The sequence below is a fragment of the Acetobacter farinalis genome, assembly GCF_011516935.1.
Lineage (GTDB): Bacteria > Pseudomonadota > Alphaproteobacteria > Acetobacterales > Acetobacteraceae > Acetobacter > Acetobacter farinalis.
In genome coordinates, this window is record NZ_WOTF01000007.1 from 25,033 (window position 1) to 40,131 (window position 15,099).

Below are 15,099 nucleotides of genomic sequence, written 5' to 3' on the forward strand. Positions count from 1 at the left end.
CGGATGAGGTGAGGAGATGTCCCGGGAACCCCCATCACATTGTGGTGTTACGAAGGGGTCTGTTCAGCAGGCGGAACGACACGAAAACAGGCGCATTGGAAATGTCTGGTCCGCCGGGAGTAAGAAAGGGGTTCATTCACCGTGCACTTGTTGCAAGGGGGTGGTATTAAAAAATCATGAAGTTAGATAACAGGAAGACTAAAAGTATAATATATCGTGTCAAAATATCTCAAAATGCGCATCTTGTCTTATGGTTGGCATCTCTTGTTTCGGCAATATGTGGCGGACTTTACGGGTATGACACGGGTATTATTTCTGGAACTCTCCTTCTTATTACTAAAGATTTGCACCTGACATCAGGGCAGGAAGAGCTTGTGACGTCTGCCATCCTTGTTGGGGCGGTTGTGGGGGCTTTGTGTATCTCCTGGCTTTCTGAACGCTTCGGGCGGCGGATGTCGGTTATGGTTGTCACGGCGGTGTTTGTGGTGGGCGCGGTGGCCTGTTCCCGCGCGCCAGATGTGACATCTCTGGTTATTGCCCGTGTTTTTCTGGGTCTTGCCGTTGGGGGTGCCACGCAGGTGGTGCCAACTTATATTTCCGAACTTGCGCCAGCCAGCAAGCGCGGCAATCTGGTGACCATGTTTAACGTTGCGATTGGTGTGGGGATTTTTCTGGCCAATCTTGTTGGCTTTGTGATGCGGGATGCCTGGGGTTGGCGTCCGATGATTTCTGTTGCGGCAATTCCGGCGGCATTTGTTTTTGTCTGCATGTTCTTCCTGCCGAAAAGCCCGCGCTGGACGGCAGACAATGAAGGATTGACCTCTGCGGTGGAGCAGCTTGGTCGTGTTCGGAGTTCTCACAAGACCATTCACCGGGAAATTCGGGAAATTCAAAAAAACGCGTCCGACATGGATGAAACTGAACGCGGCTGGAAAGGTCTGATGCTGCCGTGGGCTCGTCCGGCGGTTGTCGCGGCGTTGGGGATTGCCTTTTTCACGCAGGCGGGTGGCCTGGAGATGATGATCTATTATGCCCCCACCTTCCTGTCAGACGCAGGGTTTGGCAATTCCTCCGCCTTGCTGGCCAGTCTGGGGATTGCCATCGTCTATCTCATCATGACGTTGCTGGGCTGCATTTTTGTAGACCGGATCGGCCGCCGCCGCCTGATTCTCATCATGGGGCCGGGGTCTGTCATCAGCCTGCTCGGGCTGGGGGTCATGTTCGCGCTTCATCCCGACAAGGGCAGTGTGGGGAGCTGGGCAATTATCGCGTTCATGCTTCTGTTCATGATGTTCAACGCGGGCGGTATTCAGGTTGTGGGCTGGCTGCTGGGGGCTGAACTGTTCCCGCTGCCCATGCGGGCCGCTGCAACCAGCCTGCATGCTGCCGTGCTGTGGGGGGCCGATCTTCTTGTCACCTCTACGGCACTGACACTGGTGCAGCTTGTCACACTGGGCGGCACCATGTGGATTTATGCAGGGGTTAATCTGGCTTCCGTGATTTTTGTCTACTTCCTTGTGCCGGAAACAGCCGGGGCCTCACTGGAAGATATCGAAGCCGCTCTGCGGCGGGGCGAGTTCCGGCCGCGCCGGGGGGAGGATCCGCGCATCCGCTCCTCGCACTAAAGAGGAAAGCAGGGGGATGTTCCCTCTGCCTGATCCCGGTTTTGCGGTGAAAAGTGAAAAGAAAGGCTCCTGCGGGAGCCTTTCCTGTTGTGGTTTCAGCGGAAAACCAGCCCGCCATCAATCATGACGGATTGGCCTGTCATGTAATCAGCATCCGCGCTGGCCAGATAGGAGACAAAGCCTGCCACATCGTCCGGTGTTTCAACCCGGCCAAGAGCAATGCCATCGACATACTTCTTGTAGGTCTCACCAATGGCGGCCCCGGTTTCTTCCGCCATGCGGCGGTCAATATCTGTCCACATCGCGGTGCCCACCACGCCGGGGCAATAGGCGTTGACGGTAATGCCGGAGGAGGCAAGCTCCTTGGCGGCGGCCTGTGTCAGGGCGCGGACAGCGAATTTTGTGGCGGAATAAATGCCCAGAAGCGGGTAGCTCTCATGCCCCGCAATGGAGCAGGCATTGATGATTTTGCCCCGACTCTTCTGTGCCTGAAAGGTTTTGGCAGCGGCCTGAATGCCCCAGAGGGTGCCCTGCACATTGATACGGAAAATGGTCTCCACATCCGCCGGGGTGGCCTCCAGAATGGAGCCGACCTGTGCGATGCCGGCATTATTGACCATAATATCAACCGCCCCGAGAGCCGCTCCGGCCTCCTTCAGGACGGAAAAGACCTGTTCCCGGTTACTGACATCCGCAGTGAGGGGAAGTGCGACGCCCCCCAGCGCGCCAATTTCGGCGGCCACAGCGGCCAGCTTGTCCTTGTTGAGGTCTGTCAGCACGACAGCCGCGCCATCGCGTGCCAGACGCAGGGCAATTCCGCGCCCGATCCCTTGGGCGGCCCCGGTGACAATGGCGGTTTTTCCCGCCAGTTTTCCTGAAAGAGACATCAGCGTGATCTTTTTCTGAAGGCGCGTTTCGCACAGTGCCTCGCGCCGGAAATATCAACGCGGCTGCCACGGGGCAGACTTCAGTCATCACGGAGTTATGACCCCGGCCCACCCCTGTTTAGACAGGGCAGGCCGGGGGCTGCGCGCCCAATCAGTGCGGGCGTGCGGTAAACTGTTCCAGCCAGTGGATGGTGTAATCCCCTTTCTGGAACTCAGGGTCAGCCAGAATACGGCGGTGCAGCGGAATCACGGTCTTGATGCCTTCCACCACAAATTCGTCCAGCGCGCGGTGCATCCGGGCAATGGCCTCGGCCCGTGTGGGGGCGTGGACAATGACCTTGGCAATCATGCTGTCGTAAAAGGGAGGAACGCGGTAGCCGGTATAAAGCGCACTGTCGATCCGCACACCCAGACCACCCGGCGCGTGATACACGGCCACGGTGCCGGGGCAGGGGGCGAAGGTGTCCGGGTCTTCCGCATTGATGCGGCATTCAATGGCATGGCCGGAGAAGGTCACGTCAGACTGCGTGTAACCCAGCTTTTCACCGGCGGCGATACGGATCTGCTCACGCACCAGATCCACATCGCACACCATTTCCGTCACCGGATGTTCCACCTGAAGGCGGGTGTTCATCTCGATGAAGCAGAACTGCCCGTCCTGATACAGGAATTCCAGCGTTCCGGCGTTCCGGTAGCCCATTCTGGAGAGGGCTTCGGTCACCGTCTTGCCAATGGTGTCACGCTGCTCTGGCGTGATGACGGGAGACCCGGCTTCTTCCAGCAGCTTCTGGTGGCGGCGCTGCAGGGAGCAGTCACGTTCCCCGAAATGCACGACATTGCCGTAGTTATCGCCCAGAATCTGGAGTTCGATATGCCGGGGCTTATCGAGGTATTTTTCCAGATAGACGGCATCATTGCCAAAAGCCGTGCGTGCTTCCGTGCGGGCAACACTCCAGGCTTCTTCAATCTCGCTGGCGTCACGCGCCACTTTCATGCCGCGCCCGCCACCGCCTGCGGTGGCCTTGATCAGCACCGGATACCCAACCTTTTCCGCCACAGCGCGGGCTTCTTCCAGGTTGGTCAGCTCACCATCAGAGCCGGGCACCAGCGGCACGCCCAGCGCTTCCATGGTGGTCTTGGCGGTAATCTTGTCACCCATCATGCGGATATGCTCCGCCGTAGGGCCGATAAAGACCAGACCGTGGGCTTCCACCGTTTCCGCAAAGTCCGCGTTTTCAGACAGGAACCCGTAGCCGGGGTGAATGGCTTCCGCCCCGGTGATGGTTGCTGCGGAAAGAATAGCCGCGACGTTCAGATACGAATCGCGCGCGGCGGGCGGGCCAATGCACACGGCTTCATCCGCCAGACGCACATGCATGGCGTCTTCATCCGCAGTGGAATGGACCGCAACGGTCTTGATGCCAAGTTCCCGGCAGGCGCGCAGGACACGAAGGGCGATCTCGCCGCGATTGGCGATGAGGATTTTTGAAAACATCACTCGATAATGGCAAGCGGCTGGCCAAATTCCACCGGGTCTCCGGAGGCAACGAGCAGGGTTTTCACCGTGCCGGCTTTGGGGGCCTTGATCTGGTTGAAGGTTTTCATCGCCTCGATCAGCAGCAGGGTCTGACCCGCGCTGACAACCTGCCCTTCGCTCACAAACGGAGGGGAGGACGGGTCGGGCGTGAGATAGGCCACACCCACCATCGGGCTGTTCACAGCGCCGGGGTGGCGGGAGAGGTCAGCCGGAGCAGCGGCCGCGGGGGCGGCGGCCACTACAGGGGCCGGAGCAGCCATAACCGGAGCCGGAGCCACGGCCTGCACCGTTGCGGGGGCGCGGGCCACCCGGATGCGGCTGTCCTTTTCCGAAACCTCGATCTCGGTCAGTCCTGTGTCGGTCAGAATTTCGGCCAATGCCCGAATGGCATCTGCGTCCACGAGCAATCCGCTCATTGGTCATCCTCATCTAGAATAAGATCTGTCATTGCCTGCAATGCCAGAGAATACCCCGCCACGCCTAGCCCGCAGATCACGCCGGTAGCGGCGCGCGAGACGTAGGACATATGGCGGAACGGCTCACGACGGTGAATGTTGGAGATGTGCACTTCTATCACGGGCAGGTCCGTGGCCAGAAGAGCATCCAGCAACGCCACGGAAGTGTGGCTGTATCCCGCCGGGTTGATGACGATGCCGCGCGCACGCTTGCGGCATTCCTGTACCCAGGAAATCAGCTCCCCTTCAATGTTCGTCTGACGGAAGTCGATAGCCAGATTAAGCTTGTCGGCTGTCTGAATGCAGATCTGCTCCACATCGTCCAGCGTGGCGCGACCATAGATTTCAGGCTGGCGCTGGCCAAGCATGTTCAGGTTCGGGCCGTTAAACACAGCGATGAGGGGTCTTTCCATAGTGCTCCGGGCCGTAGCACGATGCCGGACAGCATCCAAGAGAAGAGATGCCTGATAAACCTGAATCCGGCGTAAAAACGTGCCGGGACTGGTGTTCCGGCAAGGCGGACAGGGGCGTGAATGCCTCTTTTTTGCCATTTGGGTGAGGCATGCAGACACAGGGCCAGATGGCCTGGAAGGCAGAAAGCAGTTGCTTTTTACGGTATGCACCGGCTTAACTCAGTCTGGTGATACGGAAAACGGAGTGAACAAGCGGATGTCAGCCCTGCGCCGGGCACTTCTGGGAAGTGTATTTGTTATGGCCTCTCTGGCCTCTGCCCCGGCTGCAAAAGCCGCAGGGGAAGGACAGCAGGGGAAAACGTCATGGGCCGACTCCGTTCAGCGCGCGCTTGCCGCGCGGGATGAGCAGGATTCCGCGCCAACCCTTCCGGAAGGCGGACACTCCGCTCACGCAGGCCGATTCCAGAAAGGTCTGGCCAGTTGGTATGGCGGGCGCTTTCATAATCGCCGCACCTCCTCAGGCTCCCGGTTTGACAAGGCCAGCCTGACCGCCGCACACCCCACCGCACCCCTTGGCAGCAAACTGCTGGTCACGTCTGAAGAGACGGGGCGCTCCGTTGTGGTGACGGTGAATGACCGTGGGCCTTATGGCCACAACCGTATTATCGATCTTTCACAGGCCGCCGCCGCCCGCATCGGAATGCTGGGCGCAGGCGTGGCGCATGTGGAGGTTGAACCCGCTCCTGTTGAAGTGGCTTCGGCACCGCAGGACGATGCGGATTCTCTGGATTCCGGCGCCCTTCAGATGGAGGCTGCAACCCCGAAGCATGCACTGCGCGCGATGCGTGTGCTGCACCGGGCGCGCCCCAAAAGAGCGCATCACTGAGAGATGATCTGAGCTGAGAACGCCTCAGGAAAAAGGCCGGTCAGGATACCCTGACCGGCCTTTTTTATGGTCAGCGCGAACGCTGCGGGAGTGAGGTCAGAATGTCAGTGGCTTGCGGCGATCACCACGGGCATAGATTTCCATCTCGGCGTTGAATTCAGCGCCCATCAGCACAACCCATGCGCTGACAAAAAACCACATCATGATGGCAATCACCGCGCCAAGAGGCCCGTATGTGGCGTTGTAACTGGCAATGTGGGCGACGTAATAGGAGAAGCCAAAAGCCACGATAACCCACGTGATGGTGGCAAACAGTGCCCCCGGCATCACCCAGCGCCACAGGCCGGGAAATTTGCGGTCCGGCCCGAACCGGTAGAGCGCGGAGATGGCCAGAATCTGGAATGTGAACATGATGACCGGCCCGCTCCACTGCGCCAGAAATTCAATGGAGCCCGGCGGGGTGGGGATGTCCAGCCAGGTCGGCAGACGCAGCAGCAGGGGCAGGGCCACCATCAGCGCCAGAGTCAGCGCGGCTCCCAGCACAGCAAAAAGCGTCATGGCCAGAGCCGTCAGGTGGAAGATCAGAAAACTCCGGTCTTCCTTGGTGTTGTAGGCGATATTCAGGGCGGCAAGGATGGATTTTGTGGCGGCGGAGGCCGACCAGAGCGCCACGCTCAGTGAGATGACCAGGTTGAGGGTCAGGGAGCTGTGTGGTTCTGCCACCAGTGTCTGGATGCGGTCATGAATCAGCGCGTAAGCCCCCGGCGGAAGCAGGTTGCGCAGAACTTCCATCTGCGGGGCGACTGTCTGAACATCAAACACAAGCCCATAGATGGAAATCAGGGAACTGATGGCCGGGAACAGCGCCAGCGTGGTATAAAACGCGCACCCCGCCGCGACCAGCGTGGTGGGGCCGAAAAGCAGGCTTTTGAACGTCCGGGTGAAAATCGTTTTCCAGTCCTGCCACCTCAGGGCGGAAGGGCGGGAGAACACTGGGCCACGTTTCTGGAACGCCGTATTGGGGGACTCGGAGTTCAGGGGGTCGGGCTTGCGTGGGGCCGCGGGGTCACAGAGAACCTGCATCGTGTGTAAAGCATCCTTATCTGACGTGTGGTGTCGCCCTGAGAGGCCGAACCGTGTGGATGCCAGGCCGCAGTGGCCGGGCTGTATAACGGACGGTTCCCATCACGAGAGAAAAGAGCGTTCCACAAGGCCAAAAGTGCCGTGCAGATGTGAAGAAACCGATGGTGAGGCAGGTTTTACAGGCCGTGCAGCGGGCTTTCCATATTTTTTTAAAATCCCCTGATTTTTTGACTTGCGCTTGTGACGCTTTGGCCTCATATGCACGCCCCTACGCAGCAACGCACGTGCCACTGGCCCTCTGAGGTTACGCAACGACGTCAAGCGTTCTGGCAATCTGGGTTTCCGTTGTTCAGGAAACCCGTCTTTGGTCGCTGGTCCGTTAGACCGTTTCGCAACTCTTCCTCGCGTCTTTAAACAGCGATGGAACATTATTTGGGGGAATGGGTGGGATGAATCCCAAAATCGCCCGTTTTTTCGCTGAGCAGAAGCCAGCGACGCCTTGCCTGGTCGTCGATGTCGATCAGGTTGAAGCTCGTTATCACGCCCTGACGGCTGCCCTGCCGCATGCGCGTGTTTATTATGCCGTCAAGGCTAATCCGGCCATGCCGATTCTGAACCGGCTGGTGGGGCTTGGCGCCTGCTTTGATGCCGCTTCCTGGGAGGAAGTGTCTCTCTGCCTGGATGCCGGCGCCACACCGGATGCCATCTCCTTTGGCAATACGGTCAAGAAAGTCTCCGCTATTCGGGCCGCCTATGAGGCTGGCGTGCGGATGTTCGTGTTTGACTGCCGGGAAGAGCTGGAAAAGCTGGCGGCGCATGCCCCCGGCTCCCGCGTCTACTGCCGCCTTCTGGTGGACAATGATGGCGCGGAATGGCCGCTTTCCCGCAAGTTCGGCACGACGCTGGACTCCGCACGGGAGCTGATGCTTCAGGCGCGTGAGCTGGGGCTGGACCCGTATGGCCTGTCTTTCCATGTTGGCAGCCAGCAGCTCTCTGCCGATGCGTATGAGGTGGCGATTGCCCGTGTGGCCGCGCTGTTTACAGACCTTAGCGCAGCAGGGCTTGACCTGCGGATGGTCAATCTGGGTGGGGGCTTCCCGGTTCGTTACCGGGCGGATGTGCCGGAAATTGATCATTTCGCGCAGGCTATCAGCCACGCCATGACCACCCACTTCGGGAACGCCCTGCCGGAAATGCTGGTGGAGCCGGGCCGCTATATTGTGGGTGAAGCCGGGGTTGTGCGCTCGGAAGTGGTGCTGGTCAGCCGCCGCGGGCGGGAAGACGGGCCGCGCTGGGTGTATCTTGATATCGGCCGCTTTGGCGGGCTGGCGGAAACGGAAGGCGAAGCCATCCGCTACGCGATCCGCACCGCGCGGGATGGGTCTCCCACCGGTCCGGTCGCTATTGCCGGTCCGACCTGTGATGGCGCGGATATCATGTATGAAAAGACAGCCTATGAGCTGCCTTTGGGTCTGGAAGCGGGAGAGCAGGTGGATCTGGAAGCCACCGGTGCTTACGTTTCCACATATTGCTCAACCCGGTTCAACGGGTTCCGCCCGCTGGCCGAGCATTATATCTGATCTGTTTTCACACTCAGGTCCTCTTTCAAAAACGGTGGCAGGCACGAATGTGCCGGGCCGCCGTTTTTTTTGTCTCTATCTTCCTGCAGGTTTTTCTGTGCAGGCCATACACAAAGGCAGTCCTGCCCTGTGTGCGCGCGCCTTTGCAGGGGCGCTGATCGGGCTCATTTTTCTCCTCTGTCCGATAAGACTGTGAGGAGAGATGTCATGAAACGAACAGGACTGATGCTGGCGGCCCTTCTGGTGCCTGCCATCCATGCCGTTCCGGCGCTGGCCCAGAGTGCCAGCACGGCCGGGTCAGCGGCAGGCGCTTCCGGGGCTGCCCTGGCCACAGCGGCGGATACCGCCGCACAGGATTTCGGGCGTCTTTCAGTGGATGGCGGCGTGGCGGCTGAAGATGTCAGCCTGGCACGACAGGCCATTTTTGATGGAGATCTGGACACAGCCCGTAACCTGATTGCTGATGCCGCCATGGCTCTGGAACGCGCGAAGGTGGACAACACGGCTTTCCAGAAAGCGGAAGCAGACCTCCAGCCGACCAAAACGCATCGTCCCATCACATCGCATGCGCCGTCTTCCAATGCGGCACCTGTGGCGTGGCTACCGGTTGATGGCGAACTGGTGCTGGATGAAGCCATTGACCCCACACCGGAAAAAACGGCGGCTGTTGCCGCGGCCAACCGCCACCTGCGGGCAGGGAACACGGCGCGTGCCTCTGATGTGCTGAAGATTTCCGGGGTTGATGCGGACTATATTATTGCCGCCGTGCCGCTTGAGCAGACGCGCGCGGATGTGGCGCGTGCCGCAAAATTCATCAAACGCAATCCCTACAAGGCCGGTGAAGCCCTGCGTGATGCGGAAAACGCCGTGCGCTATGCCACTGTTGCCATGCGGGGTGGCACACCGCAGCCTTCCGCGCAGGGGCAGGCTTCCGGGGGGCAGTAAGGCGGCCGCGCCGGGAGCGGCGCGGACACCCACAGAAAAGGTTGGCGCGTGGTGTGGGGTGGCCAAACCCGATCTGCTGCCCGCCCCCGGAAGTGACGGCTCCCGGAAGGTGTGTTTGTATGGCGGCTGTTTAGAGAGCCTTCGGGCTTTTTGTTACCCGTAAGCAGCCGAAGGGGTTTACCATGCAGTACCGTGAACTTGGCCGTACGGGCATTCTTGTCAGTGAACTGTGCCTGGGCACCATGACGTTTGGCCAGCAGAACACAGAGGCGGAAGGCCACGCGCAGCTTGATCTGGCTCTGGAGCATGGTGTCAATTTTATTGATACGGCCGAGCTGTATTCCATCCCGCCCCGTGCCGAAACATACGGCGCGACGGAAACTATTATCGGAAGCTGGCTGAAAGCCCGTGGCGGGCGCAGCAAACTTGTGCTGGCCAGCAAGGTTGTGGGGCGCAGCAGCTCTCCGTGGTACCGGCCCGGCGGGGAGGAAGCCCGGCTGACGCCGCGCCAGATCCGCTATGCGCTGGAAGGCTCTCTGCGGCGTCTGGGCACGGAGTATCTGGATGTGTACCAGCTTCACTGGCCGGACCGGAAAATCGGCCTGTTTGGAGAAGGTGGCACAACCTTCACCACGCTTCCCGATACGGATGAAGTGCCGCTGGAGGAAACGCTCGGGGTGCTGGGAGATCTGGTGGCGGAAGGGAAAATCCGCCATGTCGGGCTCTCGAATGAAACGGCATGGGGTGTGGCCAAGTCTCTGGCCTGCGCACAGAACGGCGCGCCGCGCGTGGCTTCTATCCAGAATGCCTATAATCTGATCAACCGGACATTTGAAATTGGTCTGGCGGAAATGGCCCTGCGGGAACGGGTGAGCCTGCTGGCCTATTCCCCGCTGGGGCAGGGATATCTGACAGGCAAATATCTGAACGGCGCTCGCCCGGCCGGTGCTCGCACCACCCTGTTCAACCGGGGGCAGCGGTATGAAAAGCCGGGTGTGGACGTGGCGGTGGAGGCCTATCTGAACCTTGCCCGTGCGGAAGGGATTGACCCGGTGCAGTTCGCGCTGGCCTTTGTCACGTCCCGCCCGTTCGTGACATCCAACATTATTGGTGCAACCAGTCTGGAACAACTGACCACAGCCCTGACATCCGTCACGGTGCGGATCACACCGGAGCTGGAAAGCAAAATCAACGCCATTCATCAGGTGCATTCCAACCCGGCTCCCTGAAGCATCTCCACCCTGAAAGGTGGGGCATTCTTTGGGGCCTGTGCCCTGAGGGTGCAGTGCGGGGCAGTGCGCCTTCAGGGGGTGCCGCTACGGCGGAGGTTACTCCACCGCAGCGCGCAGGCCTGCTCCGGCGGCCAGCGGGCAGAGCGGAATGGCGGCGGCCAGAAAGGCTCCCAGCAATTCCAGATCCGGTGCCCACGGCAGCCCGGTGCGGGCGGCATCAATGGCGGCAGCCCCGAAAATCAGCGCCGGGGTGATGAGCGGGAGCACCAGCAGGGGCAAAAGCACCCCCCCGCGTCTGGCCCCCAGCACGATGGACGCTCCCATCCCACCCACCAGAGACAGCACCATGGAGCCCAGCAGCAGGCCAGCCAGCAGAACAGGCAGGGTGGAGGGCGGCAGGCCCAGCATGATGGCCAGCGGCACGGCGGCCAGAAGCAGGGGGAGGCCGGTTGTCAGCCAGTGCGCCGTGATTTTGGCCAGAGCCACCAGCGAAGGCGGCAGGCCCAACAGCAGAAGCTGATCAAGCGAGCCATCTTCCAGCTCCGCGCTAAACAGGCGGTCCAGCGGAAGCAGGGCGGCCAGCAGGGCGCAGACCCAGATGATGCCCGGGGCCATATGGCGCAGCAGGTCAGGCGAGGGGCCAAGTGCCAGCGGGAAAAGCGTGCCGGTCAGAATGAAGAAGAGAACAGCGCCCAGCGTGTCCGCCCCGTGCCGCAGGGCCAGCCGCAGGTCTCGGGCCACAACGGCGCAGAACAGGGCCATCATGCCGCATCTCCTCTCAGGTCGGTCTCGCCCGTGCCCCACCAGCCCCGAGTCTGGTCCGGCATGCCGGGCAGGGCGAGGTGGCTGACATGCTCCAGAGGCAGCGGGACATGCGTTGTGGCAATCACAAGGCCGCCATGCGCGCGGTGGGTGGCAATAGCCTGCCCCAGCAGGTCAACGGAGGCCGCATCAAGCCCAAGGCTCGGTTCATCCAGCAGCCATAGCGGTGCCCGGGCCAGCAGCACGCGGGCCAGGGCGGTCCGGCGTTTCTGCCCGGCGGAAAGCAGGCGGGCGGGCAGGCTGGACAGATGCAGGAGGTCTACCGCGTTCAGGGCGTCTTCCATCTCTCCGCCTCCGGCGCGGGCCGAGATGGCCAGGTTTTCCCGCACGGTCAGGCTTGGTTTCAGCGCGTCCTGATGCCCCAGATACGCCACGCGTGCCGTGTGGGCGGTCCAGTCCTGCGCGATGGGCGTGCCCTCCCACAGGAGTGTGCCGCCATCCGGCCTGCGCAGCCCGGCCAGAACCCGCAGCAGGGTGGATTTTCCCGCGCCATTGGGGCCGGTCAGCAGCAGGGCGTCCCCACTGTTCAGGGTCAGGCTGACGTCATCCAGCACCAGCCGGTCTCCCCGGAAAACCGAAAGAGATTCTGCCACCAGCCGGGGGCTGGCCGGGCCGGAGCGCTGCGAAGGCTGTTCCGCATCGGGCGAAAAAAGCTCGGAGATGGGACTTCTCCTTAATGTTACCGGTTAAAGACCGCCAAAGCTGGCGTGCTCGCGTTCTCGTGGTTACGCACCCGCTTGTGTCGCGCCAGACTGCCGGTATGTTCTACCGTCATCGGGATATCAAGCCGGCCGCCCGGAAGACCGGGTGAGCGCAAAACGCCGCACTTGGCGGCGTGCCGGTTCCGGAACGGATCACCAGCCATCGGCTGTGATCGGGGAGAAGGGTTTACTATGAAGACGGTTGGGCACGATTCACTCAAAACAGGTCGCACGCTCTCGGTTGATGGCAAGACCTATCATTATTTTTCCATTCCCGAAGCGGCAAAGACCATTGGCGATATCAGCCGTCTGCCCGTTTCGCTGAAAGTGCTGCTGGAAAACGTACTGCGCTTTGAAGACAGCCATTCCTACACCGTGGATGATGCGAAGGCGATTGCTGGCTGGCTGCCGGAAGGGCGCAGCAGCAAGGAAGTGCCGTTCAAGCCTTCCCGCATTCTCATGCAGGATTTTACCGGCGTGCCTGCGGTGGTTGATCTTGCCGCCATGCGTGACGGCATTGTGAAGCTGAACGGCAACCCCCAGAAGGTGAACCCTCTGGTGCCGGTCGATCTGGTGATTGACCACTCCGTGATGGTGGATGTCTACGGCTCCCAGGACGCACTTCAGAAAAACATCACGCTGGAATTCGAGCGGAATGGCGAGCGGTATGCCTTCCTGCGCTGGGGCCAGGAAGCGTTTGAAAACTTCTCGGTTGTGCCGCCGGATACGGGCATCTGCCATCAGGTCAACCTTGAATATATCGCGCAGGTTGCCTGGACTGCCAACGTGGGCGGAAAAGACTATGTCTACCCGGATTCGCTGTACGGCACGGACAGCCACACCACCATGATCAACGGTCTGGGCGTGCTGGGCTGGGGTGTTGGCGGGATCGAGGCGGAAGCCGCGATGCTCGGCCAGCCCATTGCCATGCTCGTGCCGGATGTGATCGGCTTCCGTCTGACGGGCAAGCTGCCTGAAGGCGCAACCGCGACCGATCTGGTGCTGACAGTCACCCAGATGCTCCGTAAAAAGGGCGTGGTTGGCAAGTTTGTTGAGTTCTTTGGCCCCGCTCTGGACCACCTGCCGGTGGCAGACCGCGCGACCATTGCCAACATGGCCCCGGAATACGGTGCAACCTGCGGCTTCTTCCCGGTTGATACGCTCACGCTCGACTTCCTGCGTGAAACCGGCCGTGACGAACACCGCATCAAGCTGACGGAAGAGTATCTGCGTGCGCAGGACATGTTCCGTACGTCAGAAACGCCGGAGCCGGTCTTTACCGATATTCTGGAACTCGACCTCTCCACGGTTGTGCCCTCCATCTCCGGCCCGAAACGCCCGCAGGACCGCGTGGTGCTGAAGGAAGCCAAGACGGCGTTTGAAAAGGAACTGACCTCCTCTCTGGGTGTTCCCGCCAACGATGCCGATAAAAAGGTTCCCGTGGCTGGCACCAATTATGAGATCGGTCAGGGTGATATCGTGATTGCCGCCATCACCTCCTGCACCAACACGTCCAACCCGGCCGTGCTGATTGCCGCAGGGCTGGTGGCGCGCAAGGCTCGCGCACTCGGGCTCAAGCCGAAACCGTGGGTGAAAACCTCCCTCGCTCCCGGCTCTCAGGTGGTGACGGATTATCTGGATCGCTCCAAACTCTCTGAAGATCTGGATGCCCTGGGCTTCAACACCGTGGGCTATGGCTGCACCACCTGTATCGGTAACTCCGGTCCGCTGCCGTCCCACATTGTAGACGCCATTGAGAACAACGACCTTGTCGCGGTGTCTGTCCTGTCTGGTAACCGTAACTTTGAGGGCCGTATTTCCCCCAACGTGCGCGCCAACTATCTGGCCAGCCCGCCGCTGGTGGTGGCCTATTCCCTGCTGGGCACCATGCGCAAGGATATCACGACAGAACCGCTGGGCGTCTCCAAGGATGGCAAGCCCGTCTATCTGAAGGATATCTGGCCCTCCAACAAGGAAATCGCGGATCTGATCGGCTCTTCCATCAACCGTGAAGAGTTTATCAACCGCTACAAGAACGTCTCCAAAGGCACCAAGGAGTGGCAGGATCTCAAGGTGGCCACAGGGTCTGAAACCTATAAGTGGGACCCGAATTCCACCTATGTGCAGGACCCCCCGTACTTCAAGGACATCACCCCCGAGCCTGTGGCGCGTGGCGGTATTGAAGGCGCACGTATTCTGGCCGTTCTGGGTGACAACATCACCACCGACCATATCTCTCCCGCCGGGGCCATCAAGAAGGACTCCCCTGCCGGGCGTTATCTGATCGAACACGGTGTGGAACCGCGTGATTTCAACTCCTACGGCTCACGCCGCGGGAATGACCGCGTGATGGTGCGTGGCACCTTTGCCAACATCCGTATCAAGAACGAGATGCTTCCGGGCACGGAAGGGGGGCTGTCCAAGCACTTCCCTGATGGCAAGGAAGGCGCGATCTACGATGTCGCCATGGAATACAAGAAAGAGGGTATTCCTCTGGTTGTGTTCGGCGGCAAGGAATACGGCATGGGCTCCTCGCGTGACTGGGCGGCCAAAGGCACCCTGCTGCTGGGCATCAAGGCAGTGATTGCGGAAAGCTTCGAGCGTATCCACCGTTCCAACCTTGTGGGCATGGGCGTTCTGCCGCTGCTGTTCAAGGAAGGCACAACACGCAAGACGCTGAACCTGAAGGGTGATGAAACCATCACCATCAAGGGTCTGGAAAAAATCACCCCGCGGATGGACGTGACCATGACCATCACACGGGCGGATGGCTCCACGCAGGATGTGCCGCTTCTCTGCCGTGTCGATACACTGGACGAAGTTGAGTATTACCGGCATGGTGGCATCCTCCAGTATGTGTTGCGCGGGATGACCAAAGCTGCCTGACGACTTTCTTGTTCCATCGGAACATCAGAACGCCGGCCCGGATCATT

At 60.4% G+C, this 15,099-nt stretch carries 13 protein-coding genes; 6 read left to right on the forward strand and 7 right to left on the reverse strand.

Annotated elements, in window-relative coordinates:
• Positions 1–176: 176 nt before the first annotated feature.
• The gene (locus GOB82_RS08110) at positions 177–1,625 is read left to right on the forward strand and encodes a sugar porter family MFS transporter (protein WP_166121953.1); all 1,449 of its coding nucleotides are present in this window, start codon (positions 177–179) and stop codon (positions 1,623–1,625) included.
• Positions 1,626–1,720: 95 nt separating this feature from the next.
• Here the strand turns inward: GOB82_RS08110 and GOB82_RS08115 are convergent, their stop codons facing one another.
• The 4 genes from GOB82_RS08115 to aroQ all read right to left on the reverse strand — a co-directional run bounded on the left by GOB82_RS08115 (position 1,721) and on the right by aroQ (position 4,917).
• On the reverse strand, positions 1,721–2,512 hold the full coding sequence (locus GOB82_RS08115; protein ID WP_166121955.1) for an acetoin reductase: 792 nt from the start codon (positions 2,510–2,512) through the stop codon (positions 1,721–1,723).
• Between the two features lie 151 nt (positions 2,513–2,663).
• Positions 2,664–4,007 carry an acetyl-CoA carboxylase biotin carboxylase subunit gene (accC, locus tag GOB82_RS08120; RefSeq protein WP_166122046.1) on the reverse strand — a complete coding sequence of 448 codons (1,344 nt, stop codon included), beginning with the start codon at positions 4,005–4,007 and terminating at the stop codon, positions 2,664–2,666.
• A complete protein-coding gene (locus GOB82_RS08125; protein WP_166121957.1) occupies positions 4,007–4,465 on the reverse strand; it encodes an acetyl-CoA carboxylase biotin carboxyl carrier protein in 459 nt (152 codons plus the stop codon). Before GOB82_RS08125 ends, accC begins: the two co-directional genes overlap by 1 nt.
• Positions 4,462–4,917 carry a type II 3-dehydroquinate dehydratase gene (aroQ, locus tag GOB82_RS08130; RefSeq protein ID WP_166121959.1) on the reverse strand — a complete coding sequence of 152 codons (456 nt, stop codon included), beginning with the start codon at positions 4,915–4,917 and terminating at the stop codon, positions 4,462–4,464. Before aroQ ends, GOB82_RS08125 begins: the two co-directional genes overlap by 4 nt.
• A gap of 256 nt (positions 4,918–5,173) precedes the next feature.
• On the opposite strand from aroQ, the gene GOB82_RS08135 reads away from it, so the two are divergent.
• Positions 5,174–5,803: a septal ring lytic transglycosylase RlpA family protein gene (locus GOB82_RS08135; protein WP_166121961.1), complete on the forward strand. Its 630-nt coding sequence runs from the start codon at positions 5,174–5,176 to the stop codon at positions 5,801–5,803.
• Positions 5,804–5,899: 96 nt separating this feature from the next.
• Here the strand turns inward: GOB82_RS08135 and GOB82_RS08140 are convergent, their stop codons facing one another.
• A complete protein-coding gene (locus GOB82_RS08140; RefSeq protein WP_166121963.1) occupies positions 5,900–6,886 on the reverse strand; it encodes a YihY/virulence factor BrkB family protein in 987 nt (328 codons plus the stop codon).
• Between the two features lie 449 nt (positions 6,887–7,335).
• Here GOB82_RS08140 and GOB82_RS08145 point away from each other — a divergent pair, with 449 nt between their 5' ends.
• From GOB82_RS08145 to GOB82_RS08155, 3 genes are all read left to right on the forward strand, one after another.
• Positions 7,336–8,466 carry a type III PLP-dependent enzyme gene (locus tag GOB82_RS08145; RefSeq protein ID WP_166121965.1) on the forward strand — a complete coding sequence of 377 codons (1,131 nt, stop codon included), beginning with the start codon at positions 7,336–7,338 and terminating at the stop codon, positions 8,464–8,466.
• Between the two features lie 207 nt (positions 8,467–8,673).
• Entirely contained in the window at positions 8,674–9,411 is a 738-nt protein-coding gene (locus GOB82_RS08150; RefSeq protein ID WP_242007277.1) for a YfdX family protein, read from the forward strand.
• A 182-nt stretch (positions 9,412–9,593) separates the two neighbouring features.
• A complete protein-coding gene (locus GOB82_RS08155; RefSeq protein WP_166121967.1) occupies positions 9,594–10,640 on the forward strand; it encodes an aldo/keto reductase in 1,047 nt (348 codons plus the stop codon).
• A gap of 99 nt (positions 10,641–10,739) precedes the next feature.
• Here the strand turns inward: GOB82_RS08155 and ccmB are convergent, their stop codons facing one another.
• Both ccmB and ccmA read right to left on the reverse strand, forming a co-directional pair.
• Positions 10,740–11,408: a heme exporter protein CcmB gene (gene ccmB, locus GOB82_RS08160; RefSeq protein ID WP_166121969.1), complete on the reverse strand. Its 669-nt coding sequence runs from the start codon at positions 11,406–11,408 to the stop codon at positions 10,740–10,742.
• Positions 11,405–12,061, reverse strand: a complete 657-nt coding sequence (gene ccmA / locus GOB82_RS08165; protein WP_166122050.1) for a heme ABC exporter ATP-binding protein CcmA — start codon at positions 12,059–12,061, stop codon at positions 11,405–11,407. Before ccmA ends, ccmB begins: the two co-directional genes overlap by 4 nt.
• Before the next feature lie 297 nt (positions 12,062–12,358).
• On the opposite strand from ccmA, the gene acnA reads away from it, so the two are divergent.
• Positions 12,359–15,052 (forward strand): aconitate hydratase AcnA, encoded by a 2,694-nt coding sequence (gene acnA, locus GOB82_RS08170; protein WP_166121971.1) that lies wholly within the window; start codon positions 12,359–12,361, stop codon positions 15,050–15,052.
• Positions 15,053–15,099: the final 47 nt, after the last annotated feature.